The organism is Methylobacterium sp. J-077 (assembly GCF_022829365.1).
Lineage (GTDB): Bacteria > Pseudomonadota > Alphaproteobacteria > Rhizobiales > Beijerinckiaceae > Methylobacterium.
In genome coordinates, this window is record NZ_JAKSYJ010000124.1 from 1 (window position 1) to 26,352 (window position 26,352).

At 66.8% G+C, this 26,352-nt stretch carries 28 protein-coding genes; 19 read left to right on the forward strand and 9 right to left on the reverse strand.

Going from position 1 to position 26,352, the window contains the following annotated elements:
• The 3 genes from MKL11_RS15825 to MKL11_RS15840 all read left to right on the forward strand — a co-directional run.
• Nucleotides 1-478: efflux RND transporter permease subunit (locus tag MKL11_RS15825; RefSeq protein ID WP_243945055.1), on the forward strand; the 478-nt coding region annotated here is incomplete at its 5' end.
• Nucleotides 479-863: 385 nt separating this feature from the next.
• A complete protein-coding gene (locus MKL11_RS15835; protein ID WP_243945057.1) occupies nt 864-1,676 on the forward strand; it encodes an IS5 family transposase in 813 nt (270 codons plus the stop codon).
• A 464-nt stretch (nt 1,677-2,140) separates the two neighbouring features.
• Nucleotides 2,141-3,034 (forward strand): fructose bisphosphate aldolase, encoded by an 894-nt coding sequence (locus MKL11_RS15840; protein ID WP_243945059.1) that lies wholly within the window; start codon nt 2,141-2,143, stop codon nt 3,032-3,034.
• A gap of 247 nt (nt 3,035-3,281) precedes the next feature.
• Here MKL11_RS15840 and MKL11_RS15845 read toward each other — a convergent pair whose 3' ends face one another.
• From MKL11_RS15845 to MKL11_RS15875, 7 genes are all read right to left on the reverse strand, one after another.
• Nucleotides 3,282-3,662: a RidA family protein gene (locus tag MKL11_RS15845; protein WP_243945061.1), complete on the reverse strand. Its 381-nt coding sequence runs from the start codon at nt 3,660-3,662 to the stop codon at nt 3,282-3,284.
• Nucleotides 3,663-3,911: 249 nt separating this feature from the next.
• The gene (locus MKL11_RS15850; protein WP_243945063.1) at nt 3,912-4,388 is read right to left on the reverse strand and encodes a bleomycin resistance protein; all 477 of its coding nucleotides are present in this window, start codon (nt 4,386-4,388) and stop codon (nt 3,912-3,914) included.
• Nucleotides 4,389-4,463: 75 nt separating this feature from the next.
• Nucleotides 4,464-4,862 carry a VOC family protein gene (locus MKL11_RS15855; RefSeq protein ID WP_243945064.1) on the reverse strand — a complete coding sequence of 133 codons (399 nt, stop codon included), beginning with the start codon at nt 4,860-4,862 and terminating at the stop codon, nt 4,464-4,466.
• Between the two features lie 287 nt (nt 4,863-5,149).
• Nucleotides 5,150-5,731 carry a class I SAM-dependent DNA methyltransferase gene (locus MKL11_RS15860; protein ID WP_243945066.1) on the reverse strand — a complete coding sequence of 194 codons (582 nt, stop codon included), beginning with the start codon at nt 5,729-5,731 and terminating at the stop codon, nt 5,150-5,152.
• Nucleotides 5,728-6,870, reverse strand: a complete 1,143-nt coding sequence (locus tag MKL11_RS15865) for an acyl-CoA dehydrogenase family protein (RefSeq protein ID WP_243945068.1) — start codon at nt 6,868-6,870, stop codon at nt 5,728-5,730. The genes MKL11_RS15860 and MKL11_RS15865 overlap by 4 nt, the downstream gene beginning before the upstream one ends.
• Before the next feature lie 14 nt (nt 6,871-6,884).
• The gene (locus MKL11_RS15870; protein WP_243945070.1) at nt 6,885-7,385 is read right to left on the reverse strand and encodes a DNA polymerase ligase N-terminal domain-containing protein; all 501 of its coding nucleotides are present in this window, start codon (nt 7,383-7,385) and stop codon (nt 6,885-6,887) included.
• Entirely contained in the window at nt 7,378-8,541 is a 1,164-nt protein-coding gene (locus MKL11_RS15875) for a glycosyltransferase (RefSeq protein WP_243945071.1), read from the reverse strand. Before MKL11_RS15875 ends, MKL11_RS15870 begins: the two co-directional genes overlap by 8 nt.
• Before the next feature lie 68 nt (nt 8,542-8,609).
• Between MKL11_RS15875 and MKL11_RS15880 the strand changes: the two genes are divergently transcribed.
• The 15 genes from MKL11_RS15880 to MKL11_RS15950 all read left to right on the forward strand — a co-directional run bounded on the left by MKL11_RS15880 (nt 8,610) and on the right by MKL11_RS15950 (nt 23,637).
• On the forward strand, nt 8,610-9,914 hold the full coding sequence (locus MKL11_RS15880) for an MFS transporter (RefSeq protein ID WP_243945072.1): 1,305 nt from the start codon (nt 8,610-8,612) through the stop codon (nt 9,912-9,914).
• Nucleotides 9,915-9,932: 18 nt separating this feature from the next.
• Nucleotides 9,933-11,132, forward strand: coding sequence for an MFS transporter (locus MKL11_RS15885; protein WP_243945074.1), 1,200 nt, complete (start codon nt 9,933-9,935; stop codon nt 11,130-11,132).
• A gap of 152 nt (nt 11,133-11,284) precedes the next feature.
• The gene (locus MKL11_RS15890; RefSeq protein ID WP_243945076.1) at nt 11,285-11,572 is read left to right on the forward strand and encodes a hypothetical protein; all 288 of its coding nucleotides are present in this window, start codon (nt 11,285-11,287) and stop codon (nt 11,570-11,572) included.
• A gap of 40 nt (nt 11,573-11,612) precedes the next feature.
• Nucleotides 11,613-12,110, forward strand: coding sequence for a DUF892 family protein (locus MKL11_RS15895; RefSeq protein WP_243945077.1), 498 nt, complete (start codon nt 11,613-11,615; stop codon nt 12,108-12,110).
• 275 nt (nt 12,111-12,385) lie between these two features.
• The gene (locus tag MKL11_RS15900; protein ID WP_243945079.1) at nt 12,386-12,547 is read left to right on the forward strand and encodes a hypothetical protein; all 162 of its coding nucleotides are present in this window, start codon (nt 12,386-12,388) and stop codon (nt 12,545-12,547) included.
• Nucleotides 12,548-12,641: 94 nt separating this feature from the next.
• Nucleotides 12,642-13,499, forward strand: a complete 858-nt coding sequence (locus MKL11_RS15905; RefSeq protein ID WP_243945080.1) for a hypothetical protein — start codon at nt 12,642-12,644, stop codon at nt 13,497-13,499.
• The gene (locus tag MKL11_RS15910; RefSeq protein WP_243945082.1) at nt 13,496-14,482 is read left to right on the forward strand and encodes an NAD-dependent epimerase/dehydratase family protein; all 987 of its coding nucleotides are present in this window, start codon (nt 13,496-13,498) and stop codon (nt 14,480-14,482) included. The genes MKL11_RS15905 and MKL11_RS15910 overlap by 4 nt, the downstream gene beginning before the upstream one ends.
• Nucleotides 14,479-15,240 carry an SDR family oxidoreductase gene (locus MKL11_RS15915; protein WP_279600532.1) on the forward strand — a complete coding sequence of 254 codons (762 nt, stop codon included), beginning with the start codon at nt 14,479-14,481 and terminating at the stop codon, nt 15,238-15,240. Before MKL11_RS15910 ends, MKL11_RS15915 begins: the two co-directional genes overlap by 4 nt.
• Nucleotides 15,237-16,760, forward strand: a complete 1,524-nt coding sequence (locus MKL11_RS15920) for an NAD(P)-binding domain-containing protein (RefSeq protein WP_243945087.1) — start codon at nt 15,237-15,239, stop codon at nt 16,758-16,760. Before MKL11_RS15915 ends, MKL11_RS15920 begins: the two co-directional genes overlap by 4 nt.
• Nucleotides 16,757-18,370: an ABC transporter substrate-binding protein gene (locus tag MKL11_RS15925; protein ID WP_243945088.1), complete on the forward strand. Its 1,614-nt coding sequence runs from the start codon at nt 16,757-16,759 to the stop codon at nt 18,368-18,370. The genes MKL11_RS15920 and MKL11_RS15925 overlap by 4 nt, the downstream gene beginning before the upstream one ends.
• 72 nt (nt 18,371-18,442) lie before the next feature.
• On the forward strand, nt 18,443-19,477 hold the full coding sequence (locus MKL11_RS15930) for an ABC transporter permease (protein ID WP_243945090.1): 1,035 nt from the start codon (nt 18,443-18,445) through the stop codon (nt 19,475-19,477).
• The gene (locus MKL11_RS15935) at nt 19,474-20,346 is read left to right on the forward strand and encodes an ABC transporter permease (RefSeq protein ID WP_243945091.1); all 873 of its coding nucleotides are present in this window, start codon (nt 19,474-19,476) and stop codon (nt 20,344-20,346) included. The genes MKL11_RS15930 and MKL11_RS15935 overlap by 4 nt, the downstream gene beginning before the upstream one ends.
• The gene (gene nikE / locus MKL11_RS15940) at nt 20,343-22,001 is read left to right on the forward strand and encodes a nickel ABC transporter ATP-binding protein NikE (protein WP_243945092.1); all 1,659 of its coding nucleotides are present in this window, start codon (nt 20,343-20,345) and stop codon (nt 21,999-22,001) included. Before MKL11_RS15935 ends, nikE begins: the two co-directional genes overlap by 4 nt.
• Before the next feature lie 69 nt (nt 22,002-22,070).
• Nucleotides 22,071-22,997 (forward strand): N-carbamoyl-D-amino-acid hydrolase, encoded by a 927-nt coding sequence (locus MKL11_RS15945; RefSeq protein WP_243945093.1) that lies wholly within the window; start codon nt 22,071-22,073, stop codon nt 22,995-22,997.
• 4 nt (nt 22,998-23,001) lie between these two features.
• A complete protein-coding gene (locus MKL11_RS15950) occupies nt 23,002-23,637 on the forward strand; it encodes a flavin reductase family protein (RefSeq protein ID WP_243945094.1) in 636 nt (211 codons plus the stop codon).
• A gap of 22 nt (nt 23,638-23,659) precedes the next feature.
• On the opposite strand, the gene MKL11_RS15955 is transcribed toward MKL11_RS15950, so the two are convergent.
• Nucleotides 23,660-24,319 carry an aspartate/glutamate racemase family protein gene (locus MKL11_RS15955; RefSeq protein WP_243945095.1) on the reverse strand — a complete coding sequence of 220 codons (660 nt, stop codon included), beginning with the start codon at nt 24,317-24,319 and terminating at the stop codon, nt 23,660-23,662.
• A gap of 71 nt (nt 24,320-24,390) precedes the next feature.
• Between MKL11_RS15955 and hydA the strand changes: the two genes are divergently transcribed.
• The gene (gene hydA / locus MKL11_RS15960) at nt 24,391-25,779 is read left to right on the forward strand and encodes a dihydropyrimidinase (protein WP_243945096.1); all 1,389 of its coding nucleotides are present in this window, start codon (nt 24,391-24,393) and stop codon (nt 25,777-25,779) included.
• A gap of 413 nt (nt 25,780-26,192) precedes the next feature.
• Here hydA and MKL11_RS15965 read toward each other — a convergent pair.
• On the reverse strand, nt 26,193-26,352 hold a 160-nt coding region (locus MKL11_RS15965), incomplete at its 5' end, for an IS3 family transposase (protein WP_409565866.1).

The following is a 26,352-nucleotide window of genomic DNA, read 5'->3' on the forward strand; positions in this document are numbered from 1 at the left end:
CATCAACTTCTCGTCGGTGGCGGACATGCTGCTGACGCTCTCGGTGATCCCGATGGCGATGATCGGCGGCATCTTCGCCCTGGCGCTGACCGGCACGCCATTCTCGATCTCGGCGGCGATCGGGTTCATCGCGCTGTTCGGCATCTCGACCATGGAGGGCGTGATCCTGCTCGCCTACTACAACCAGCTCTTGGAAGACGGCTGGGCGCGGCAGGAGGCGGTATGGCACGCGGCGATCGTGCGGATGCGGCCGGTGATGATGACCTGCGTGGCCGCCTGCGTCGGCCTTCTGCCGGCGGCGGTGTCCACGGGCATCGGCTCGCAGGTGCAGAAGCCGCTGGCGCTCGTGGTGGTCGGCGGCATCATCCTGGCCCCGAACCTGATCCTGGTGGTGGTGCCGGTGCTGATCTCGCTGTTCTCTCGGCGCCAGCCAAAGCTGAATACGCAGGAGCCAGTCGAGCATCAGACCGCCGCTTAGGTCGGCATCCGGGCTCAACGGGCCCAAGCAGCCGTGCCGAGAGACTTCGTGTCCGTGTCGATCGCGGGCACGGGTTCGGGGATTGCAGCCACCGACGTCGACCAGATTTTCGAGCCGTTTTTTATAACGAAGGCCCTTAGACAGGACACGAGTCTCGGAACCAGCCAAGTGTTCGGCTTCGCCAAAGAATCGGCAGGACAATTTACGGTGACGAGCGGGGTTGGGCAAGGCAAGATTTGCAAGCCGTATTTGCCCTGTGCTCGATCAGATCAGCGACCGGCGGCGTCCGAGCCTGAGAGCCCGTCCGATAAGGGCCTGAGGCGGGGTTGAGTGGCCGGGATGGCGATGATTCCAGGAGGGTGCTGAAGCCTAACCTGGAAGCGCCATGTGGACCCCGACCACCCGGCGGCAGCATAGCCGCGCGGGCCTTCGCTATGAAACTGACCTCACCGATGCCGAGTGGGCTGTGATCGCGCCGCTGATGCCGAGGCCAGCGTCCTGTGGCCGGCCTCCGCTCTGGACGACACGGGAAGTCCTGAACGCCATCTTCTACGTTCTGAGAGGTGGGATCTCCTGGCGGATGATCCCCAAGGATCTGCCGCCGCGTTCGACGACGTTCGGCTACTTCAGCCGCTGGCGCGACACAGGGCTGTTCGGCCGGATCAACCATCACCTCGTCATGGCCGATCGCGAGCGTGTCGGGCGGGAAGCCTCGCCGTCTGCAGCCGCGCTCGACAGCCAGACCGTCAAAACGATGGAGAGCGGCGGGCCGCGCGGCTACGACGCTGGCAAGAAGGTCAAAGGCCGCAAGCGCCAAGCTCTGGTCGACACGGACGGGCGTGCGCTCGTCCTCGATCCGCAACCTGCCGACGTGCAGGACCGGGACGGAGCCGGTCCGGTCCTGCGCCTGTCGCGCCGGACCTTCCCGTTCATCACCAAGGCCTTCGCCGACGCCGGCTATGCCGGCGACAAGCCAGCGAGCGCGACGATTATCGCCGTGGAGATCGTGCGCAAGCCGCCGGATCAGGTTGGCTTCGCAGTTCATCCACGTCGGTGGGTCGTTGAGAGGTTCTTCGCCTGGATCAGCCGCAACCGACGCCTCTGGAAGGATCCGGAAGCGACACTCGCCTCCGCACGAGCCTTCCTCTACGCCGCAGCCGTCATGATCCTCGTCAGACGCCTCGCCCGATCAGCCTGACTTCTCGGACGGACTCTCAAACCGATGGCCGGGTCGACCGTGTCCGATTCAGCGCGGCATCAATCAGAAGCAGTCATTCGGCATGCGGCCAGATCCAGCTGTCATTTGGCCGGAACGGTGGACACCGTGGACCGTGAGCGGACACTTCAGGATCTGATCGCGTGACTCGATCAAGTCGGTTTGTGGAGCAATAAGCGGCGTTGATGGGCATCATCGCCCGCGGTTCGCTTGAATCGAGGACGTCCTGCGAGCCGTCTCTCAGCGGCTGTGACAAGTCCACGATCGTTCAATCGCGGCGCAGCAGCGGCTCAAAGAAGTCACCCGCGGTAGCTGCGACGAGAAGACTTCATCGCGGGCCGAGCTCAGTATCCCGGCTGCAGAGCTTGACGAGCTCGGTCAGGGCTGGCGATCAAGACAGTCGCGTACGGAAAGGTGGCAGCACGTTGCATCGTGGGGTGAGGACCATGTTCCCAGACAAGATGGCAGATCGCGTCGCAGCGGACGGCTTTATCGCCGCGCTCGATCAGAGCGGCGGGTCGACGCCCGGTGCGCTGCGCCTCTACGGCATCCCTGACGACGCCTACGCCAGCGACGCCGAGATGTTTGGCCTTATGCATGCGATGCGCGTGCGCATCATGATCTCGCCCGCCTTCACGGGCGCCAAGGTGCTGGGTGCGATTCTGTTCGAGGGCACGATGGACGGCAGTGCCGCCGGCAAGCCCGTTCCGGCCTTCCTTTGGCAAGAACGCGGGATCGTGCCGTTCCTCAAGGTCGACAAGGGGCTCGCTCCTGAGGACAACGGCGTGAGCCTGATGAAGCCGATGCCGGGTCTCGATACGCTTCTCGACCGCGCCATCCGGCTCGGCGTCTACGGCACGAAGATGCGCTCGGTCATTAATGCTTCGTCCGAACGTGGCATCGCTGCGGTCGTGGAGCAGCAGTTTGCGATCGCAGATCGGATTGCCTCGCATGATCTTATGCCGATCATCGAGCCGGAAGTGTCCATCAAGTGCCCCAATAAGCGCGGCGCCGAGGCGCTCCTTCTCGCCGAGCTAGCACGGCATCTCGACGGTCTTCCTGAAGGGCGGCGGGTCATGCTGAAGCTCACCCTGCCCGACGTAACGGACCTCTACGCGCCGTTGACCCGTCATCCGCGGGTAGTCCGGGTGGTGGCGCTGTCGGGCGGCTACTCGCGTCAGGAAGCCTGCGCCAAGCTGGCCAGCAACCACGGCGTGATCGCGAGCTTTTCACGCGCTCTCACGGAGGGGCTCACGGCTGGCATAAGCGACGACGCGTTCGATGCTGCGCTCGCCGCGGCTATCGACGAGATCTACAGGGCCTCTGCGGATAAATGTTAATCTCGGAGCGATCGGTATCATACAATTGGCACCGCAACGAAATTGAAATCTAACGCAGATCAAACCCTCCATCTCAATCCGATTACAGTAAGCGCTGCGAGTGCATGTCCGTACATGTCCGCATTGCCCCACTCCTCGCCCATACGCGGCCATTCCGCTCACGACCCTTATTGGCTGTCTGGATCGCCATGCACGCTTCCCGAAAGCGGCCATTCGTCGGCTATCTGGCAAGCTCGACTTGGAGCGATCAGCGTGACCGCCGCGCGGTCACCTCGATTTCGATCTTGACCCTGCGGTCTATCAGGCCAGCCTCGATCATTGTGGCCGCTGGCCGCGCCTTCCCGAACGCGCCCCGGAGAGCGGGCCAACAGGCGGGGAAATCGTCTGCTGATGGTAGAATGTAGCGCACCCTCACCACGTCGGCGAAGGTCGCGTCGGCCTCCCGTAACACCTGCTCGATGTTCGCCAAGCACTGCTCGGTCTGGACCACAACGTCGTCGGCGATGGTCATCGAGGCGTAGTCGAACCCGGTCGTCCCGGAGACGAACACCCACTCGCCGTCAACGACGGCTCTAGAGTAGCCAATGTCATGCTCGAATGACGAGCCAGACGAGATGAGGTGGCGCATGGCATTCCTCGAAGAACCGAAGCCTGATTTTTTCGCATAGCCCGCGGTTCGGCAATGGGTGGCGAGCGGGTGGGAATGGAATGCCCGCTCCAGCGCGTTTGCTGCTCGAGAGCGGACCGGCGGAAATCCACCCCGAGCGGTTATTCCGCTGTCGACCCAACCTGGCCGCTTGGAGTGCCCTGGGGCGCTTCCCAGAAGCGGTCGCTCGTCAGCCGCCCAGCGACTTCGGCTCGGGGTGTGCAACGGGTGCTACTCCGGTTGCCTCTGTCCGACTTGCTCGGCGAGGCGGACCAGATACCCGTCAGGGTCTTGAACGAGGAACTCCCGCTGGCCGCCCTCCACCGGACCTGTCCGATACCAAGCCTCCCTCGGCTCTTCGAACAGCGGCCACTGCGCGCGGTCGAGCGCTGCAAGGATCGGTCCTAGCCCGTCGACCATGATTTGAAAGTTCACCCCACGTCCGTAGGGACGATCCAGGGCACCCGTCAGCCAGCGACCATTGTGCTGACAAAGCATGATTTGAGCGCCGCCCCGTTCTATGTAGGCGAAGCGCGCAGCCGGTCGATCAAAAGCGATCCTGAAGCCGAGCAGGTCGCACCAGAACCGCAAGCTCGCATCAAGGTCGCTGACGTCCAGTTCTGGCGTCAGAGCCGCAAAGCCGCTTTCCGGTGGGTGACCGGAGCCGGAGGAGCGAGCGCGTTCGGCCGGATTTGCAAGCGGTTCCATGATGCGGATGAGGTCATGGTCTGGCGGAAGCGGTCAAGGGCGGAGAAGGATCGCGTCAAAACCAACAATGACTTTTCAGCCCGGCTCATGGCAGACCACACATAACTTGTTGCCGTCCGGATCGCGGAAGTAGGCTCCGTAGTAGTTCGGGTGATAGTTCGACCGAAGCCCAGGCCGTCCCTCGTCCTCCCCTCCGTTAGCCAGCGCCAAGGCATGGCAGCGGTCAACCATTCCACGTGACTGCGCCAAGAACGCCGTCATAGGCCCGTTGCCTGGGTCGGGGTGCTGCTTGTTCCAGGGCCAGCCGACGATGAACAAGGGGCGCTCAGCATCCCTGGGCTTCCAAGCAATCCATCCGTCCGCCAGTTCGATGTTGCGGATTTGGAGGCCCAGCTCACGTAGCAGCGGCCCGTAGAAGTCATGAGCTCTCTGCAGATCCGACACGCCCACATGAATATGTGACAGGAAGGACATGCCACGGTCTCCGAACGCAGTGCTCGTTATCGCTCGGACAGGTTTCGGCCGCAAAGGGTCACGAGCGAGCGCGGGGAGACGTCCGCTTTCATGCGTTGCCGCCCGGAAGCAGACCGGCGGAAAACCACCCCGAGCGATCATTCCGCTGTCGACCCAACCCGGCCGCCTGAATCGGCATGAGCGCTTCCCATAAGCGGTCATTGGTCGGCCGTCCGGCAAATTCGGTTTGGGGTATTCTCGGCCGTTTGGTTTCCTTCCAGGGGGCAGGGCGGATCACATGTTCTCATTCAGCGATGAAGGACGTCGAGCCTGTACTTTTCAGCTCGCTCGCGATGAGTGACCGGCAGGAAATTGGCCACTCCTTCGATGAAGCTATCCGCCGCCTCGTCGCCAGTAAGTGGGTAGTGCGTCTCACCGGTCCAATGCACCAACACGATGTCCCCGCCATCGACGAGGCTGCCGCGCACACGCTCAACCAAACGCGCCACGTCATCCGCGTCGAGGTAGTATACGACCTCCGAGAGCAGGATCAGGTCGAACGAGCCTGCCGGCCATTGGCCGGGGACCTGCGCGAGTTCGAAGCGAACGTGGTCGAGGTCGCGGCAGCGCACTCGCGCTTGTGCGAGCGCCAGCTCGGTGAGATCAAGACTAACGAGCGCGTCGCACCGACTAGCGAGCTGCCGCGTAAGTACGCCGATGGAGCAGCCGATCTCTAGGACGCTGACGTAGCGGTCCCGCGGAAGGGCGGCGAGCGTAGCGGCGTACTTCCCGCGCTCATAGTCGCTTGTCTGGAACTGCCAGGGGTCTGGGTCGGCGGCGTAACGTTCGTCGAAATAGCTGGGTGGCAACGTGCCGGCGTATCGGGTCAAAGGATGCCTCCCGGCGTGAACAGGTCACTGGCCGTTCCATCGGCCGTCAGGATCTCGGCCGCCGCCGTGGTGAGGGCCCGGTCCGGCGCGGGTTGCCGCAGGTAGGTGGCGAGGTCGCGCGAGAGCCGCTCGAGGGGATGTTCGCGCAGGAAGCCTTGCAGGCCGACCGAGCGTTGAGCGAGTTGCAGAACGTCGAGACCGGCTTTCTCCACCGCGAGCCGGGCTAGGTTGACGAAGGCGACGATGCGCTCGGGCGCAAGTTCGTCCTCGGCGACGATCAAAGCGGCACGCTCGACCCAATGCCGGGCGCCCTCGACCGCGATGGCCCCCTCGCCGAGGCGCGCGAGCTGGTGTGGGTCGCCGCTGCGGCCCGTCGCGGAGAGGTGCCCTCGCCAAGCGTCGAACACCGCCTCGATGCCACCGAGCTGCACCGCTGCGAACCGCCACGCGCCGCCCGAGAAGGTCGGCTGGCGGTGGTAGTCGTCCCACCCGCCCAGGATCTCGTCATCGCTCACGGCGATGTCCTCGAAGTCGACGGTGCCGGTCGCGGACGCACGCATGCCGTGGGCATGCCATCCCGAGAGATCAGCGCGACTGCCGACCTCCAGCGGCACGACCAGCATTAACGGCAAGGCGCCGGGCTCGCGCTTGACTGTCACCAGGGCGCGGGTGACGAAGCCGGCGCCTGACGCGAAGGTCTTCACGCCGCGAAGCCGGCGATCTTCCCCCAGTCGTAGGCAATCGCCGGGCGAGTCCGTGTTCCAGACGCCAAACAGGTGGCCGTCAAGGGCGTCGGTGAAGAGCCGCGCGCGCTGGCCGGCATCGCCGTACCGGGCGACGAGCTGGAGCGCATTGACGTGTCCCTCGTAGAGCCGCCCGAGCGCAAGGCTGCCGTAACCGACGAGGCGCAGCACCGCCGCGAGCTGGCACGTGCCCGGTTCCTCGCCCAGGCCGACGCCACCGTCGTCGGAAGGTATCGGCGCGGCGAGCAGGCCCAGGCGGGCGAGGTCGGCGATGTCCTCGACCGGGAAGCCTTCGTCTCGGTCCTGTTCACATGCGCGCCCGGTCGCGGTGTTAGCCACCTGCCTGGCGGCCGCGACGGGGTCGTAGGCCAGGGTTGCTGGGGTGATCTGGTCCATGCGCCTTCCTCCCATCAGGCCGCAGTCGCGGCGATGTCCTTGACCGTGCGGCCGGTCAGGACCGAGCGCGGCTGCTCCTCCAAGATATCAAGATCGCCCCGCTCGCGTGCGGCGTCGTGCGATTTTACCAGCAACCAGGAAACATGCTCCTCGCAGAGCCGAGATTTCATGCGCTCAAGACGCCAGCGGCCGATTAGCTTTTCCCCCTGCAGGGTTAAGGCAGCCGACCCCGTTGCGAGGGCTGCGGCGCAGTCGCCGTCCGGCTCCCCGGTCGCACGGTCCCAGAGCAGCATGAGGACGGCCCCGTGGTAGCCCATTGCGATCACACCCTCAAAATCAATATAGTCCAGGACAAGGTCCTCGACCGCGACGTTGAGGCGGTGTTCGCCCGCGACGAGGCTCGAGCCGCGCGTGATCGCCCAACCCTTCAGAGCAACGCCGATCTCCAGCCGGAAGTCATGATGCAACCGGCGTGCAGCGTGGTTCTGGACGCGGTAGACCAGGGGCTTAGGCATGGCCCGCCCGCTCCGCCGAAGATTGGGCGGCGCCCTCCACCGCCACAGACTTCGACATGTGCAAGCGGCTGAAGACCTGGCGCCCGGAGCGGAGCAGGTTCAGGACGGCGCGGGCGCGCCGGATCTGTCGGGGGAGTTCGGCAGGCCGCAGCGGGCGATATATGAGCATGGGGCTTGCCGCTTCCGTCGCAGCGAGAACGGCGCCCAGCGTGGCGAGGTCAGCAATCGTCGCCGCCACATCTCTCCGGATGCCGAGCCATGGGGCCCAGAGCGCCGTGCGACCGAGGCGTCCCGAGGCCCGTAACTGACTCATCCGGCGACGCCAGGCGAACCGGAACAAAGCCCGCGGCAGCGGCTCCAGGCGCGGATCGCACGGGCTCTCGGGCACCTCGCAGCGCAGCTTCATCGTGTCGGCAGCCCCGCCGGGCGCGCGCCCATCGAGCCGTCCGGAAGTCACCACGAGGATTTCTGGGTCGTGACGGACCCGCGCATCGCTCGACAGCAGGGAGGAGACGAAGGCCTTGTCCTCGCCGACCGCGAGCGGCGGCATGCCGCCGACCTGCCGATAGATGGCTAAGCGGACGGCGAGGGTCGCGCCCGAGGTCGTCCAGTGCCGCGGCCAGGGATCGTGCGCGACCGGATTGATCCGTGCTTCGAGCTCCGTGAGCAGCGCCTCGTAGGCGCCCTCCAGCGCACCGCGCGCGTGCAAGGATGCGGGTAGGCGCGCGGCATCCGCCTCGTCGAGGGCAATCCGGCCGGCCACGGCATCGACACCCTCCGTGATGGCGGCGAGGTTGCGGGCGACCCAATCGTTCGGGACCCGACTATCCGCGTCGGTCGTGAGGATGACGCCGTCCGGCGTACCGCTCTCCTCCAACCACGCGGCCGCGGCCTCCATGGCCTCCCGCCGTGCCCATCCCGCATTCGCCTCGGCATACGCTCGCTCAATCATTCGAACCGGGCGACGCAGCGACGTGCGCAGGGCTGCGACCACATGGGCGGTGCCATCCGTGCAGTTGTTCAGGAACAGCAGGACGCCAAGCCCGCTTCCTCCAAGATCTTCCTGCCCGTCGAGAGCGCGCAGGCAATGTCCGATGCGTTCGGCTTCATTGAAGACTGGAACGGCGACCACCGCTCTGAGGGCCTGGTTCGGCATTCCTTGATCGACAAGTGAAACCACAGCTTCTTGCTCGGTTAGCACGAATATCTCCGGCGAGCCGGGTTATGCGCCGGCACCACGCAAACCTGCCGCGCGGCACTCCTGTTCTGGCGCCGAGCCAGTTTTCATCCGGCGACGTTGCCGCACCTGACACGGACCACATGCAGCCAGCTTTCAGCCTCGGTGCTCTAAATTTCGCCCTAGCCGGCGCACGCGAAGGTTTTGGGCCCTTCCTCGGCGTGTATCTGCAGAAGCAGGGCTTCGACCCGGCCGCCACTGGCTTCGCCATGGGTCTCGCCGGCTTCGCGGGTCTGCTCGCAACAACGCCGGTCGGGGCGCTGATCGACCGAATCACGTACAAGCGGGCGGCCCTTGCCGCCGCCGTCCTTGCCATCGCACTGGGCGCCGTCGCCCTGATCGCCACCGACAGCCTATGGCTGATCGGCCTGTCGCAGTTGGTCATCGGTGTCGCCGACACCAGCATCGCGCCCCTCGTCGCGGCGATCACGCTCGGCATCGTCGGGCAGAAAGCTTACGGCCACCGGGTCTCGCGCAACGAAGCGTACAACCACGCCGGCAACGCCGCGAACGCCGCATTGTCGGGCGTGCTCGGCTACACGCTTGGGCTCGGCTACGTCTCCATCGCCATTGTGGTCATGGCGGTCGCCTCGTGTGGGGTGCTGCTGACCGTAGACCAGAGCAGCATCGACCATGGCACGGCGCGCGGCGGTGAGCACGACGAGCGATCGACGCTGCGCGTGCTTTTCGAGACGAAGCCGCTCCTGATCCTGGTGGCTACCGTGTTCGCATATCAAACCGCCAACGGCGCCATGTTGCCGTTCCTGGCGCAGGCACGCACCGCGGCGGGCGCCGATCCGAGCCTGACCACCGGCGTGATGACCGTCGTCTCGCAGGTCACGATGGTTGGGGCTGCGCTGCTCGCCGCGCGCGTCGCGAAGGGGCGTGGGCACGCCGGTGTACTCACCATCGCCCTGGGGCTTGTCGTGGTTCGCGGCATCCTCGCGGCGTTCGCTACTTCCTGGCTGCTGGTCATCCCGGTGCAGGTGCTGGAAGGCTTGGCGATGGGCCTGGGCGGCGTTGCTATTCCGGCTCTCGTGGCCGAGATGATGGAGGGCTCCGGTCACGCCACAGCCGGCCTTGGCGGCGTCATGACCGCCTACGGTGCGGGCGCGACCGTGAGCCCGTTGCTCGCCGGCCTCGTCGCGCAGTACTTCGGCTTCGCGGCCTCATTCTTTTCCCTGGCAGCCGTCGCGGGCATCGGCTTGGCCGTGTGGACGGTAGGCCGCCGCCTCCTGGGCACGAGCGCTCCCCCGGGGCACACTAGCGAGGCGTCTGCCGAGCCGGTGTGACGGCTCGGAGCATGCAGCATGATTGTGCGAACGGGAGCGAAGGCCTGGGCTAGCGTCCTGACGAGCTCCTTCCCTGCCTTCGTGCTGCTTCAGGGCTCGCTCTACGCCGCCTATGGGACGGAATCGCCGTTCCTTCCGAGCTTCCTCGGCGAGCGCGGCCTGATACCGGGGGAGATCGGTGCCGTGCTCGCGGCGGGCACGTTGATGCGCCTCGCCGCGGCACCCGTCGCGGGTCACCTCGCCGACCGCTACGACGCGACCCGGGCCGTACTCGGTGTTGCCGCGGCCGCGGCTGGGCTAATCTCCTTCGTCTACCTCACAGGATATGGCTTCTGGCCGTTGCTGGCGGTCAGCGTGCTGCACGCGAGCGCTATCGCGGCTCTAGCGCCGCTTGCTGACGCGCTCGCGCTCACCGCCGCCGAGCGGGAGGGCACGTTCTCCTACGGCTGGGTCCGGGGTGCCGGCTCGGCGGCCTTCGTGCTCGGAACCCTAGTATCCGGCCTGCTTGTCGCCAAAGCCGGCTTGACGAGCATCATCGTGTCGAGCGGCATCCTGTTCCTCGCTATGGCGGTCGCAACGAGCCGCGTTCCAGCTGCCCATCCACAGGAGGAGCGGCCGAGCCTCGGCCTCGGTGGCATCCGCGAGCTTCTCGCCTCGGCGTCGTTCCGCCGGATGCTCCTTGTGGCGGCCCTGGTCATCGGCAGCCATGCCCTGAACGACAGCTTCGCGGTGATCCGCTGGCGCGAGGCGGGCATCGGACCCGGCACGATCAGCCTGCTCTGGTCGGAGGCGGTCGCATCCGAGGTGCTCGTGTTCGTATTCGCCGGTCCCTGGCTGCTGGCGCGCCTAGGCGTCGCGCGAGCCACGCTGATGGCTGCTGGGCTTGGCGTGCTACGGTGGTCGGCCATGGCGACCACGGCTGCGATCCCTGTGCTGGCGTTCGTTCAGCCGCTGCACGGGCTGACCTTCGCGCTGTTGCACCTCGCCAACATGCGCCTGATCGCCTCGGTCGTCCCAGAGCGCCTCGCGGCAACCGCGCAGACACTCTACGGCACGCTGGGTCTCGGCGTGGCCTCAGCCGTCCTGACCGCGACGGCCGGCTTCCTCTACGGCGCGTTCGGAGCCGGCGCGTTCTGGGCCATGGCGGCGCTATGCGCTCTGGCGCTGCCGCTCGCCTCCGGCCTGACCCCCAAGGCGATGGTCCAGAACTCTCGCTAGATGTTGCGTCGCGCTTTCCCCCTCGTCGCGAAGGTTACAGAGATTGAAGCGGAAGAGATATGAGTTCTCTACGCGAGCAGTTGTCACACGGGGGTACCCGGAACAACGATCAGTGAATCCCCTTTCCTCAAGCTTGAGATTCTGGATTACGAATGTCCAAATCCCTAAAAATCGCAGCCGCCGCCACGTTGCTCATGCTATCAGCAAGCCTTGCTGTTGCAGCGCCTTGCAATGTCGGCACGACGACAAATGCGGCTACCGGTAAAGACGCCACCTCGAATGTCGATGGCGGTACGACTGCCAAGGTGACCCCCGGCGCCAAAAGCGAGTCTCCAGGCACGGTTGGCGCGATGAATAACGTCGGCGCGGCGACGAAAAATGACGGTTCGAAAAAGGCCCCTGAAGGGCAGCCCGTAAAGCCCGGCGCCGACAATTGTTGAGCCTGCACCAACCCTTTTTCGTTCAGACAAGGATGAAGGTATGAGCAACTTAAAGCGGGCGATGGACACCTACCTGAATGGGCTGCGCAACCAGCACGCGGTTGAGACCCAAGCGATCGGCACAATCCAGAACGAGCTGCCTCGAATGGAGGCGTACCCAGAGCTGCATCTAAAGATGAAGGCTGACCATGAACGGTCGGTCACGCAGGCTGCGCGGCTCGACGATCTCCTTGAAAAGCACGGATCGAAGAAATCGTTGCTCAAGGAGGCGGTTACGGGCGCGGTCGCCACGGTGGCGGGGTTCACTCATGCCGGCGCAGGCGACGAGGTATTGAAGAACGTCCTCGCGGCTATCGGCTTCAAGGCCTACGAGATCAGTTCTTACAAGGTGTTGCTCACACTTGCCGAAGCGGCTGGCGCCGGCGACGACAAGTCGACGCTCGAACAGTCAATGAGGGAGGAGCAGGAGATGGGCGATTGGCTCGGGAGCAATCTGCCCAACATCGTTCATGCCTATCTTGAGCGGAAATCCGCGTAGCTCGGTTACACGCACACCCGCCAGCCCGTGATCAGATCGAGCGGCGGGACCGAGCAGGCCGCGAGGGAAATGGCTGGGATGAGCGTAGAGCCGAACAGCCGGTTTTGCAGGATTTAACGATCCGGTGCTGCATAGTCTGGCTGGAAGCAGTATGTCCGCTTTGGAGAAGTTCGGCGGGGAAAACTGACGAGCTTCACCCGACCCGAGTTGGGCATGCTCATCGGTAGCCGAACAACTAAGGTAATTTCCGGTGCTACCTGCGGCAGGTCGAGGTGATGGGGAAGATCCACGAGAAGTTCGTCGATGACGCGCCATTCGTCATGGTCACCTATGACGTCAACCCCCGGGCGATGAGCCCGCGCGTGAAAGGCTTCGTCCAGGTCCAGAGCTGGAACCAGAATCTCACGCCTGTCTATCTCTCCGGCTCGGACCGATGACCTCCGCTCGCTCGGGGCCTCCCGCCCGACTGGAATAGGGGTTGCATGAACGGATCGGCCGCCGCGTAGGAGGCGAAGCGTTCGGACCCCGTTCTTGCCGTACACCCTCGTTGTCGCACTCGGTTCATTACGGTACCAAGTCGAGCGTCCGTTCGGCCGTTGGCAGGAGGGCGCCGGGCGCGTCACGGGGGTCGCTCACAGCCGACGCGGCGTGCACGTCCTGCTGCGGGAGGATCCGCTGCACGACACGCGCGGTCCCCGGGTTCTGACGCTCGACGGCGTGACGGGAGCGCCCCTCGCCGCGTGGGGAGCCGACGTGATCGCCGACGCGCATCTTATCGCGGCGTATGGCGATCGTCTCTACATTGTCGATCGCGACGCCCATCAGGTGATCGTCGCGACGCTCGACGGTGAAGTGCGATCTCGGCTCGGGGAGCGCAACCGGCCGCTCGAGCCCTTCAACCATCCGACCGACGTCGCGGTCGCCCCCGACGGCACGGTCTACGTCTCGGACGGCTATGCCGGAGCCTCGGTCCACCGCTTCGCCCCCGACGGGGCGCCTCTCGCACGCTGGGGGCGCTGGGGGACGGGGCCGGGCGAGTTCGTCAACCCGCACGCGATCTGGGTGATGCGCGACGGCCGCGTCGTTGTGGCCGACCGCGAGAACGGGCGCCTGCAGGTCTTCGATCCCGAAGGCACCCTACTGACGATATGGACGGGCTTCGTCCGACCCGCCGCCCTCTGGGGCGACGTGGGGGACCGCCTATACGTGGTCGATGCCGTCCCGACCCTGACGCGGCTTGCACCCGACGGCGCCCTGATGGGCCGCTGCCGCCCCGTGCTCAACGGCGCGCACGGAATCTGGGGCGATGAGGGCGGCCGGCTGTACCTGGCCGAGGGCAATCCGAGCCGCGTGACACGCCTCGTGCCGATCGAAGGAGCGCAGGCGTGAGGGTTCTCGTCTTCGGCGGAGCCGGCTTCATCGGCCTCAACATCGTCGAGGCCCTGCTGGACCAAGGGCACGAGGTGATCGCCTTCGACCGCTCGCCCATGCCCTCCACCGCGGTGCGGGTCTTCGCGGCGCTGCCCGGCCGGCTTGAGGCGATCACGGGCGACGTAATAGACCGTGCCGCCGTGACCGAGACGATCCGGCCGGGTCTCGACGCGATCGTCCTCGGAAGCGCCATCACGGCGGATGCCACCCGTGATGCCGCCGACCCGGAGACGATCCTCTCCGTCAACCTGATGGCGCAGATCCCCATCCTGGAGCGCGCCCGGGATGTCGGCACGGGCAGGATCGTCAACCTCAGCTCCGGCATCGTTCATGGCGGTGTCGGCGAGCGCGAGCCAGTGCTAACGGAGGAGACCGGCGTCGATCCGATCGGTCTCTACGCCATCTCGAAATACGCCACCGAGCGCGTCGGCACGCGGCTCGCCGGTCTCTGGGGGATCGACCACGTCAATGTCCGTCTGAGTTCCGTGTTCGGCCCCTGGGAGCTCGCCACCCAGGCGCGCGACACCCTGAGCCCGCAACGGCAGATGGCAAGCCTCCTGGGGACCGGCCGCCCGGCACTGCTCGCTCGCTTCGGCTGGCGCGACTGGATCTATGCCCCCGACGTCGCCGAGGCGGTGATCCGGCTGATCGCGGCCCCGCGCCCGGCCTCCCGCTTGTTCAACGTCTCGACACCGGACCGCTGGCCCGCCCTGGACTGGGGCCGACGCCTCGGTGCGCTCGATCCGGACTTCGTGTGCCGCCTCGCCGAGCCCGGTGAGACGCCCACGATCCACCTGCACGCGCCGGTCGACCGCGCTCCGCTCTCGACGGACCGGATGCGGGACGAGCTCGGCTGGGTGGCGAGGTTCGGAATGCAGGATTCGGCGGACCATTTCGTCGGCTGGTGGCGGCGGCACGGAAGCACGGTGGACGGTCCATGAGGCTCGCAGGCAAGGTCGCGGTGGTCACGGGCGGCGGGTCCGGCATTGGCGCTGCCACCGCACGGCTCTTCGCTCGCGAGGGTGCCCGGATCGCCCTCATCGATCGCGACGAACAGGCCGCCGCGACGAGCCTCGCCACGATCGAGTCCGAGGCCGGCGAAGCGATGGTGCGGATCGCCGACGTCGGCGATGGAGATGCTGCGCTCCGGGACGCGGCGGCGGTGCTGGCGCGTTTCGGCCGCATAGACATCCTGGTGGCGGCGGCGGGTTTCTCATGCGGCGGCACCGTCACCACCACCGATCCTGCCAATTGGGACGCAGTGTTCAACGCCAACGTGGGTGGGACGTGGCTCTGGAGCCGGGCTGTGATCCCGGCGATGCAGCGCCAGGGCGGGGGCGCAATCGTCGCGTTCGCCTCTCAGCTTGCCCTCGCGGGCGGACGCGGCAACAGCGCCTACATCGCGGCGAAGGGGGCCATCCTTAGCCTGACGCGCACGATGGCGCTCGACTACGCCGAAGACGGCATCCGGGTGAATGCGATCGTACCCGGTGCGATCGAGACGCCGATGCTGCGGCGCGGGTTCGCCCGTCAGCCCGATCCAACCCTGGCCGAGCAGCGCTCCCGGGCCCGCCACGGCCTAAATCGGTTCGGCCGGCCCGAGGAGGTCGCGGAGGCCGTCCTGTTCCTTGCCGGCGAGGCAGCAGGCTTCACCACCGGGACGACGCTCGCAGTCGATGGCGGATGGCTCGCCGCATGAATGCTTCTTTCGACGGCATCGGTCTCGACGCGCTCACCGCCGCAGTCGGCGACAACCTCGCGCGCACCGCCCATCCCAGCACGCCCTGGCTGACGCCGCGCACCGGCCCGGATGGACGCCAAGCGTACGACGTCGTGGTCGTCGGGGCCGGGCAGTCCGGGTTGGCCATTGCCTTCGGCCTGATGCGGTCGGGCGTGGCCAACATCCTCGTGCTCGATCGCGCCCGGGCCGGCAGCGAGGGTCCATGGACGACCTACGCGCGCATGCACACGCTGCGCAGCCCGAAGGAATTCACCGGCCCCGATCTCGGCGTCCCGAGCCTGACCTATCAATCCTGGCACGAGGCCCGGTTCGGGCGGGCGAGTTGGGAGGCGCTCGGTCTGATCCCGAAAGCGCTCTGGGCCGAATACCTCGTCTGGTTTCGGGGGGTGACCGCACTTCCCGTGTCCAACAACATCGAGGTCACGGCCATCGGGCCGGCCGGTGGGGGGCTGCTCGCGGTCGAGACCCTTTCGCCGGGTGCCTCCGAGACGCGGTATGCCCGCAAGGTCGTGCTGGCGACGGGGCAGGAGGGGATGGGGCGCTGGGCCAGCCTTCCCGCCCTCGAGGGCCTCCCCGTGCATTTCAGGGCAACCACGGCCGATCCAATCGATTTCACGGCCCTCGCGGGCAAAACCGTCGCGGTTGTGGGGGCCGGCGCATCGGCCTTCGACAACGCGGCGACCGCCCTTGAGGCCGGGGCGAGGGTGCATCTCCTCTGCCGCCGGGCGGTCCCGCAGACCGTTCAGCCCTACCGCTGGCTCACCTTCACGGGCTTCCTGCGCCACCTCTCCGAACTCGACGATGCGTGGCGCTGGCGCTTCATGGCGACCATCCTCGCGATGCGGGAGGGCTTCCCGCAGCCGACCTACGACCGCTGCGCCAGCCATGCCGGCTTCCACCTGCACGAGGGCGCACCGGTGCTGGAGGCCCGCCAAGCAGGCGACCGGGTCGCCCTCCACACACCGAACGGCCATGTCACCGTGGATTTCGTCATCGCGGCGACGGGCATCGTCATGGATTTCTCGGCGCGGCCAGAATTGCGTCACCTGGCCCACAACATCGCCACCTGGGCCGATCGATACACCCCTCCAGAGGAGGAGGCGAACGCGCATGCCGCCTCGTTCCCCTACCTCGCGGACGACTATGCCCTCACCGAGCGCGACGCCGGCGCAACGCCCTGGATCCGAGACATCCATCTCTTCGGGATCGCCTCGACGATGAGCTTCGGGCCCTCCGGCGCCTCAATCAATGCGATGACGACGGCAGTCCCGAAACTTGTGGCGGGGATCACGCGCGGGCTCTTCCGGGACGACATCAAGGGGCACTGGGCCGCCTTCCAGGCTTACGACGTCCCGCAGGCCATCCTGCGCATGCCTACCGGACCTGGAACGGGACTTGCCACGTTTGCCGGCGACGCGACCGTCCGGCCTGGACAGGCCTGCTTTCCCGACCGGATCACTCGGAGCCAGGAACCATGAGAGCGCGCGCCTACCATAAGGTCGCCGCCGGCGCCCTCACGCTCACGGTCGGCTTTGCCGCGCCGGCCCTCGCCCAGAGTCGCACTGAGACCCTGCGCTACGTGACAGGCGCCAGCGTCAACACCCTCGACCCCACCATGCCGGGCACAACCCGCGAGGCCTTCGCCGTCAGCCTCGCCACCTACGACCGCCTTGTCGCCTTCGGCCGGAAGAAGCTCGGCGACAACTGGGTCTTTGATCTCGACACCGTGCGAGGCGAACTCGCGAAGAGCTACGACGTCTCGCCCGACGGCCTCACGATCACCTTCCACCTGCGCCCCGACGCCAAGTTCCAGGACGGCACGCCCCTCACCGCCGAGGACGTGAAGTGGTCACTCGACCGCGCGGTCTCGGCGAAATCGCTCGCCGCGCCGCAACTCCTTACGGGCTCATTGACGAGCCCCGACCAGTTCAGGGTGGTCGATCCGCTTACCTTCGTGCTGACCCTGCCGAAGCCCGACCGGCTGGCGCTGCCGAACCTCGCGACGGTCTACCCCGTGATCTTCAACGCGAAGGTCGCCAGGAGCCACGCGACGGAGCAGGACCCCTGGGCGCAGGAATGGCTTAAAGCGAACACGGCTGGCAGCGGCGCCTACACGGTCGAGACCTTCCGGCCCGGCGAGCAGGTGTCCCTGCGCCGCAACGAGGCGTGGACGGGCGGCGCACCGGACAAGCCCGCCGCCTTCAAGCGGCTGATCGTCCAGTCGATCCCCGATGCCGCCACACGGGCGAACCTCGTCGAGCGTGGCGACGCCGACATCGTCATCGACCTCCAGGCGAACGACGCGGCCGCGCTTCAGAGCCGGGGCAAGCTCAAGGTGGTCTCCACCCCGCAGTTCAATGCCGTGACGCTGGTCTCCTTCAACAACACGATGCCGCCCTTCGACAACGTCGAGGTGCGCAGGGCCATCGCCTCCGCGCTGCCCTACAACGACATGTTCAAGGCCGCTCTGTTCGGACGCGGAACGCCCCTTTTTGGTGGGAATTGGCCCGACGGAAGGCCACCGAGCGCAGGCTTCCCGATCCCGCAGCCAGTCCATCTCGATCTGGCTGAGGCTAAGAAGCACCTCGCAGCGGCGGGCCTTCCGAACGGCTTCGAGACCACGTTCAGCTTCAGTGTCGGCCAAGCCGCGACGGCCGAGCCGGTGTCGGCGCTCATCCGCGAGGCTCTCGCCAAGATCGGCATCAAGGTCGAGATCCGGAAGCTGCCCGACGCGCAGATGTCGACATTGATCAGCGACAAGAAGGTCCCGTTCTTCACCGATGGCATCGTCGCGTGGCTGCCGTCGACCGACTATTTCTTTCGCAATTTCTACACTGGCAACCAGCGCTGGAACTATTCCTCGATCATGAACCCCGACATTGAGCGCATCGCCAACACGGCGCGCTTCGAGCAGGACAAGGCGAAGTACGACGCGGAGGCCCGCGAACTGAACGCGATCCACTTCGCCGAGATGCCGCAGATCCCGATCTGGCAGCCGAACCAAGACGCGGTGATGCAGTCCTCGATCAAGGGCTACGTCTACCAGTTCCACCGCCAGGTCGATTACCGCGATCTGAGCCGGGAGTAGGAGGATGGCCGTAGCGTACCGGCGATTCTCTCTCACGCGTGATTCTCGCGGCGTGTCCGGGGCGCCGCGATAATGCGGACCTCCCTCGGCGCGACCACGGGGCGGGCGGCACGCCGGCTTCTGTCGTCCGCGCCGGCCCTCATCGGCGTGCTCGTCTTCACCTTCCTCCTGATGCGGGTGCTGCCGGGGGATCCCGCCGTGTTCTTCGCCTCCGGGCCCAATGCCGGGCAGGCGGAGATCGAGGCCGTGCGCAAGCAGATGGGCCTCGACCGTCCGATCCCCGAGCAGCTCCTGCGCTATCTCGGTGATGTCGGAACCGGACAGCTCGGACGCTCCATGACAACGGGCCAGCCGGTGATGAAGGATCTGCGCGAGCGCCTGCCGGCCTCCCTCGAACTGACCTTCGCGGCGCTGCTCATCGCGCTCACGCTGTCGATCCCGCTCGGCATCCTGGCGGCGCTCAGACCGGGATCGGCGGTTGACCACGGCGTGCGCCTGCTGTGCTCGCTCGGGGTCTGCGTGCCGACCTTCGTCTCGGGGCTGCTGCTGATCTACGTGTTCTACTATCTCCTGGGCTTCGCGCCGGACCCGACGGGTCGCCTTGACGTGTTCGCGGCCGCGCCCCCCGGCATCACCGGTTTCCTACTCATTGATTTCGCGCTGACGGGCGATTGGGAGGGCTGGCGCGCCGCCGCCGCGCAGCTAGTCCTGCCGGCGGTTACGATGGCCCTCTTCGTCATAGCCCCCCTCGCGCGCATCACCCGCGCCTCGATGCTCGCTGTACTCGGCAGCGACTTCATCCGCACCGCGCGCTCCCTCGGTCTCTCGCGGACCCAGATCGTCGTGACCTACGCGCTGCGCAACGCGATCCTGCCGGTGCTCACCATAGCAGGCATCGTCTTCTCGACGATGCTGGGCGCCAACGTGCTGGTGGAGAAGGTTTTTTCCTGGCCCGGCGTCGCCTCCTACGCCCTCGATGCGCTGCTCTCCTCGGACTACGCACCCGTGCAGGGTTTCGTCCTCCTGATGGCCGTGATCTTCGTCGCCGTAAACCTCGTCGTCGATCTCCTCTACGGCTTGGCCGATCCGCGGGTGTCGATCTCATGAGGACCCTCGCCGTCACGGCCCCGTCCCGCGCCATGCTCGGCCATCTTGCCTGGGTCCTGCGCCGCAATCCGCTCACCGCGCTTGCCTCGGCCGGCGCCCTGGCCCTATGCCTCGTCGCCCTGTTCAGCCCCTGGCTCACCCCCTACGACCCGATCGCCTCCGACGTCCCAATCGCCCTGCAGCCGCCGAGCGCGGCGCATTGGGCCGGCACGGACCAGCTCGGCCGAGATCTCCTCTCCCGCATCATCGCCGCGACGCGCCTCGACCTCGCCATCGCGCTCTCGGCCGTCGGCCTCTCCTTCGTGGTCGGGGCCGTGATCGGCAGCTTCTGCGGTTATGCCGGGGGCAAGCTCGACCGGGCGGTCGGTCGCCTCGTGGACGTGCTGATGGCCTTCCCGCTCTTCGTGCTGGCAATGGCGATGGTGGCCGCGCTGGGAAACCGGGTCGAGAACATCGTCGTCGCGACCGCCATCATCAATCTCCCGTTCTACATCCGCTTCGCCCGGGCCGAGGTGAACATCCGGCGCGATCTCGGCTGGGTGGAGGCCGCCCGCGCCGGAGGCGAGAGCCACGCCTCCGTGGTGCTGCGCTACTTGCTGCCGAACATCCTGCCGGCGATGGCGGTGCAGATCTCGCTGAACCTCGGCTGGGCTATCCTCAACGCCGCCGGCCTGTCCTTCATCGGGCTGGGCGTCCGGCCGCCGACCCCAGAATGGGGCATCCTCGTCGCCGAGGGGGCGCGCTTCATCACGACGGGCAAATGGTGGCTAGTGGCCTTCCCCGGGCTCGCCCTGATGCTGTCCGTGCTGTGCTTCAACCTGATGGGTGACGGGCTGCGCGACATCCTCGATCCGAGGCAGCGCACGTGAGCCCCCTCCTACGGATCGAGAATCTCAGCGTCACCTTCGCCACCCGCGCCGGGCCGATCGAGGCGCTCCGAGGGATCGACCTCACCGTCGGGGCCGGCCAGACGCTGGGCATCGTGGGGGAGAGCGGATCGGGCAAGTCGGTCACGGCCTTCGCAACAACGCGGCTCCTCGACCGAGCCGGGCGCATCGCGGGCGGGCGCATCCTGTTCAAGGGCCAGGACGTATCCCGTCTCTCGGGCAAGGAGATGCAGGCGCTGCACGGCGCGGCGATCTCGATGATCTTCCAGAACCCCCGCGCGGCGCTGAACCCGATCCGCACGGTCGGGCTGCAACTCGCCGATGCCCTGCGGGCGCACCGCGACCTCTCGGCCGCCGCCGCCCGAGCCCGGGCGCTCGACCTTCTCAAGGCCGTGCTGATCCGGGACCCCGAGCGGCGGCTCGACGCCTATCCGCACGAACTCTCCGGCGGCATGTGCCAGCGAGTTATGATCGCCCTCGCGGTCGCCTGCGAACCGGCGCTCCTCATCGCCGACGAGCCGACGACCGGCCTCGACGTCACGACGCAGAAGACCGTGATGGATCTGCTGGCTCGCATCGCCGCCGAGCGGGGCATGGCGATGATCCTGATCACTCACGACCTCGGCCTCGCCGCGAAGTATTGCGGGCGCGTCGTTGTGATGGAACGCGGCCGCCTCGTGGAGGAAGCCGCGCCGGGTCGGCTCTTCGCGCATCCGCAGCACGCCTACACGAAACGGCTGGTCGCGGCCTCGCCGACGCCGAACTCGACGCTCGCCGACCTCGTGGGCGAGACGCGGCCGGCGGGCTCCGGCATCCCCGCCGCTCCCCACCCCGCGCCACCGCGCGGCACCGCGCTCCTCCTCGAGGTGCAGGACCTCGTCAAGCGCTACGGCAACGCGGCCGCGGTCGACGGCATCTCCCTGAGGATGCGGCCGGGTGAGAGCCTCGGCCTCGTTGGCGAGTCCGGGTCCGGCAAGAGCACGACCTCGCGCTTGATCTGCCGCCTGATCGACCCAAGCGAGGGCACGATCCTGTTCGACGGCCAGTCGATCGGCGACGTCCCGGCCCGCGACTTCCACCGCTCGGAGCTTCGTCGCGCCATCCAGATCGTCTTCCAGGATCCGAACGACAGCCTCAATCCGCGCTTCTCCGCCTTCGACAGTATCGCGCAGCCCCTCAAACGATTGACCGGCCTGCGCGGTGCGGCGCTCCGCGCGCGGGTGATGGAGAGCGCCGAGCGCTCGGGCCTCGGACCCGATCTCATCGACCGGTTCCCCCACCAGCTCTCGGGCGGCCAGAAGGCCAGGATCGGCATCGCCCGGGCGATCGCCGTCCGGCCGCGATTCCTCATCCTGGACGAGCCGACGGCCGCGCTCGACGTTTCGGTCCAAGCCATGATCCTGCACCTCCTTGACCTTCTGCGCCGGGAGGACGACCTCGCCTTCCTGTTCGTGAGCCACGACCTGAACGTGGTCCGCATGATGTGCGAGCGCACGATCGTGCTGCAGAACGGGCGGGTGGTGGAGGAAGGGGCGAGCGAGACGCTCTTCGCCCGCCCACAATCCGCCTACGCCCGCGAGCTGCTGGCCGCGATCCCACATTTTGATCCGGGGGCGCCCCTCGCCGCGACCGCCTGATGCCGACCACGCCCCGCCCGCCGCTCCGGGCGTGAGGCGGCGGCACGACACACGACGAAAGGAACCTCCATGCGCGTGATCCGCACGGCCGCCGCCCAGCTCGGTCCCATCCAGAGGAGCGAAGATCGCGCGAGCGTCATCGCGCGCATGATCGCCCTGATGGACGCGGCTAAGGCTGAGGGCGCCGACTTCATCGTCTACCCGGAACTGGTGCTCACCACCTTCTTCCCGCGCTGGTACCTCGAGGACCGCCGCGACGCGGATGCCTGGTTCGAGGCAACTATGCCGAGCGCGGCGTCGGCGCCGCTGTTCGCCCGCGCCAGGACGCACGGCATGGCCATGACGTTCGGCTACGCCGAGCTCACGCCGGAGGGCCAACACTTCAACACCTCGATCCTTGTCGACAAATCGGGCGCGATCGTCGGGAAGTACCGCAAGATCCATCTGCCGGGACACGTCGATTACGACCCGGGGCGCACTCACCAGCACCTCGAGAAGCGCTACTTCGAGCCGGGCGATCTCGGCTTCCCGGTCTGGCGGGCGCTCGGCGGCATTCTGGGCATGTGCATCTGCAACGACCGGCGTTGGCCGGAGACTTACCGCGTCATGGGATTGCAGGGCGTCGAGATGGTAACGCTCGGGTTCAACACCCCCTCGGTGAATTCGCAGCGTGGCGGCGAGGGATTGGAGCAGCGGCTGTTCCACCATCGTCTGTCCTGCCAAGCCGGCGCCTACCAAAACGCCACCTGGGTGGTGGCGGTCGCAAAGGCGGGGGACGAGGACGGCCATCATCTCACCGGTGGCACGCTGATCGTCGATCCGAATGGGTTCATCGTCGCCGAACTCGTGGGCGAGGCGGACGGGATCATCGTCCATTCCTGTGACCTCGACGAAACACGCTTCGGCAAGGAGACGATCTTCGACTTCGCCCGCCACCGTCGCGTTGAACATTACGGCCGCATCACCGCCCAGACGGGCGTCGTTCTCCCGGACTGAACCCATGGATAGCGTCAGCTTTGCAGATCTCGCACCGTACGAGCGCTACAAGCTCCTCTGCGCGACGATTGTGCCGCGCCCCATTGCCCTCGTGACGACGCTGGGACCGGACGGCACCGTTAATGCGGCGCCGTACTCCTTCTTCAACGTATTCTCGGAGGACCCGGCCCTGATCGTGCTCGGCCTTCAGCACAAGCCCGATCACAGCCTTAAGGACACGACGCGCAACATCACCCGCAGCGGACAGTTTGTCGTCAACCTCGTGGACGAGGCGATGGCCGAGGGGATGAACGTCTGCGCCATCGACTTCCCGTCCGATGTGAGCGAGGTCGAGGTGGCCGGCCTCTCCTTGAAGGATGGCATCGAGATCCCCGTGCCTCACATCGCGCAAGCGCCCTTCGCCCTGGAATGTCGGCGCGAGGTCTCACTCGCCTTCGGCCCTCAGCGTGAACTGCTTGTTGGCGAGGTGCTGCGCCTCCATGCCCGGCCAGGCCTTCTCGACAGCGAGCGACTGAGGATCGACACGGAGGCCTACCATCCTGTCGGCCGACTGTTCGGGGACAGCTACGCCCGGCAAGACGACCGCTTCGCGCTGGAGCGGCCGAGCTACGCGGATTGGCTCCGCTCGCGCGATGCCTGAAGCTGTGGGCGAGGATGCCAGCCTAGTGGAAGACCAGGGCGCCGTAGGCCATCGCGACAGCGGCCTGCGTTGGGTCAATCACGGGGATCCCCAGTTCGTCCTCGAGCGGCCTGCGATGAGCAGCCATGCCCGCGCAACCCAGGACGATGGCCCCGGCGCCGTCCCCATCACGCAGCTCACGCCCGACCGTGATCATGCTTGCGAGGGTGCCCTCGCCGGAGGCAGTCTCAGCCACCGACATCTCCAGCGCCCGCTCGCCCGCGAGCCGTTCGGTGAGACCCATCTGGCGCAGGTAGCGCATGTGCCGGGGGATCGAGCGGGTGCGGATCGCGATAACGCCGAAGCGGTCGGCCCGGGCGAGCGCCGTCAGCACCCCGGCTTCCGCGATGCCGAAGACCGGACGCGCGGTCGCCTCGCGGCAGACGTGGAGGCCCGGGTCGGAGTAGCAGGCGATGACGAAGGCGGCGGCCTCGGCGTCGCTCTCCACGAAGCGCTTGAGCGGGAGCGTGACGCTCTCGACATCCGCCTGGGTTTCGATCCCGAATGGCCCCTCCGTCAGCGTCCGGCACACGATCTGCGGACATCCCAGCGCGGAAAGCGGCGCGAGCGCGTGTTCGAGCCCCCGCGTGACCGCCTCGTTCGCATTGGGGTTGATCACCACGATCCGCTGCTGCGCCGTCATCGCTGCTTCCCCATCACGCCCCGGACCGGCGCGCCGGTCCTCCGAAGCAAGTTCCGAGCAAGAGCCGCACAATGAGCGATCCGATCTACGACGTCGTACTGCGCGGCGGCACGGTGGCGACCGCGACCGACATATTTCAGGCCGACGTGGCCGTGCGGGGCGAGACGGTCGCCGCCCTCGGCACGAATCTTCCGCAGGGCCGCTCCGAGATCGACGCTGCGGGCAAGCTCGTCCTGCCGGGGGGCGTCGACGCCCACGCCCATATCGAGCAGGTTTCGGCCAACGGCATGCTGAACGCCGACACCTGGGAAAGCGCCACGACCTCGGCCGCCCTCGGTGGTACGACCTCGGTGATCGCCTTCGCCGCCCAGCATGTCGGCATGGATCTCGCGCAGGTTGTGGAGGATTACGCGGCGCTCGCGCGGAGGGGCGCCGTCATCGACTACGCCTTCCACCTCATCGTGGCCGACCCCACCGACAAGGTCCTCAAGCAGGACATTCCCGCCTTGGTGAAGGCGGGCCACACCTCGCTCAAAGCCTTCATGACCTACGACCGGCTGCGGCTGCACGACGAGCAGATGCTCGACCTGATGAGCACTGCCCGTGAGGCTGGAGCGCTCGTTTGCACGCATGCCGAGAACCACGGCATGATCGCCTGGATGGGCAAGCGCCTCATCGCCCAGGGCAAGGTCGCCCCAAAGTACCACGCCGACAGCCATCCGCGGTTGTCGGAAAGCGAGGCGTTCGAGCGCATCGTGCGCTTCTCCGAGTTCCTCGACCAGCCCGTGATGGTCTTCCACGTTTCAACCGCTGAAGGCGCGGCCATCCTGCGCCGCGCCCGGGGCGAAGGGGTCAAGGTCACGGCCGAGACCTGCCCGCAATACCTGTTCCTCACCGCCGCTGATCTCGACAGGCCCGGGATCGAGGGGGCCAAGTGGATGTGCTCGCCGCCAGTGCGCGAGACGCGGGACCAGGAGGCCCTCTGGCGCGCCCTGGATCTCGGCGACCTCCAGATCGTCTCGTCCGACCATGCGCCTTACCGGATGGACGAGACCGGGAAGCTCAAGGCCGGTCCGGCCACGACGTTCAAGGAAATCGCGAACGGCATGCCGGGCTTGCAATTCCGGATGCCGCTGCTGTTCGATGCCATGGTGTCGAGGGGGCGCCTCGGGCTGCGAAAGTTCGTCGACATCACCGCGACGGCGCCGGCGCGGCTCTACGGCCTGACGACGAAGGGTTCGATCGCCGTCGGCCAGGATGCCGACCTCGTCGTTTGGGACCCGGCCCGCGCCGTGACGCTGACGGACGACCTCGTGACCGACCGAACGGGTTTCACACCCTATACCGGTCGGACGGTCACCGGTTGGCCCACGACGGTGCTACGCCGGGGCGAGATCGTGACACAGGATGCCACCCCCCGGGCCCAACCGGGCTCGGGCCGGTGGCTGAAGCGCCCATGAGTAGGCTCCTTCTGGCAGGAATGCCTGCCGAGTGGCCCGCTGATGGGGACAAGCTCTCACGCATGTCATCCCGAAGGACGGCTACGTGATGAGGGTCGCGTTCCTTGCAAGCGACTAACTTATCCTCGACGGTTCCAATATTCGCGTCTGCAGCGACACGATCACCAGCATCCAGGAGGCCATCTCATACGCTTGGCCGCCGACGTTAAGGGCGTCTTCCGGACCGCACCGACCCCGTTCCACCCGGATGAGCGCGTGGACGACGGCTCGATCGACCGCCTGATCGCCGCCTAGGTAAAGCCAGCGCGGACGGTGGGACCGTGCCGGCATCATGGGCGAGGCCCTCAAGCTCAAGCCGGAGGAATCGCTGGCCGGCGACGCAATACTGGGATTGCCCCGTTTTTGTGGACGGTTCAGGGGGCTTGGCTGAGCAGGGTCTCGGGCAACGGGTCGGAGCGGGTTTCATTCTCGTAGACGACGGGCGAGCGGTAGCCGAGCGCCGAGTGCCGGCGCAGCGGATTGTAGAAGCCCTCGATATAGCTGAAGCAAGCCATCCGAGCCTCGGCCTGCGAG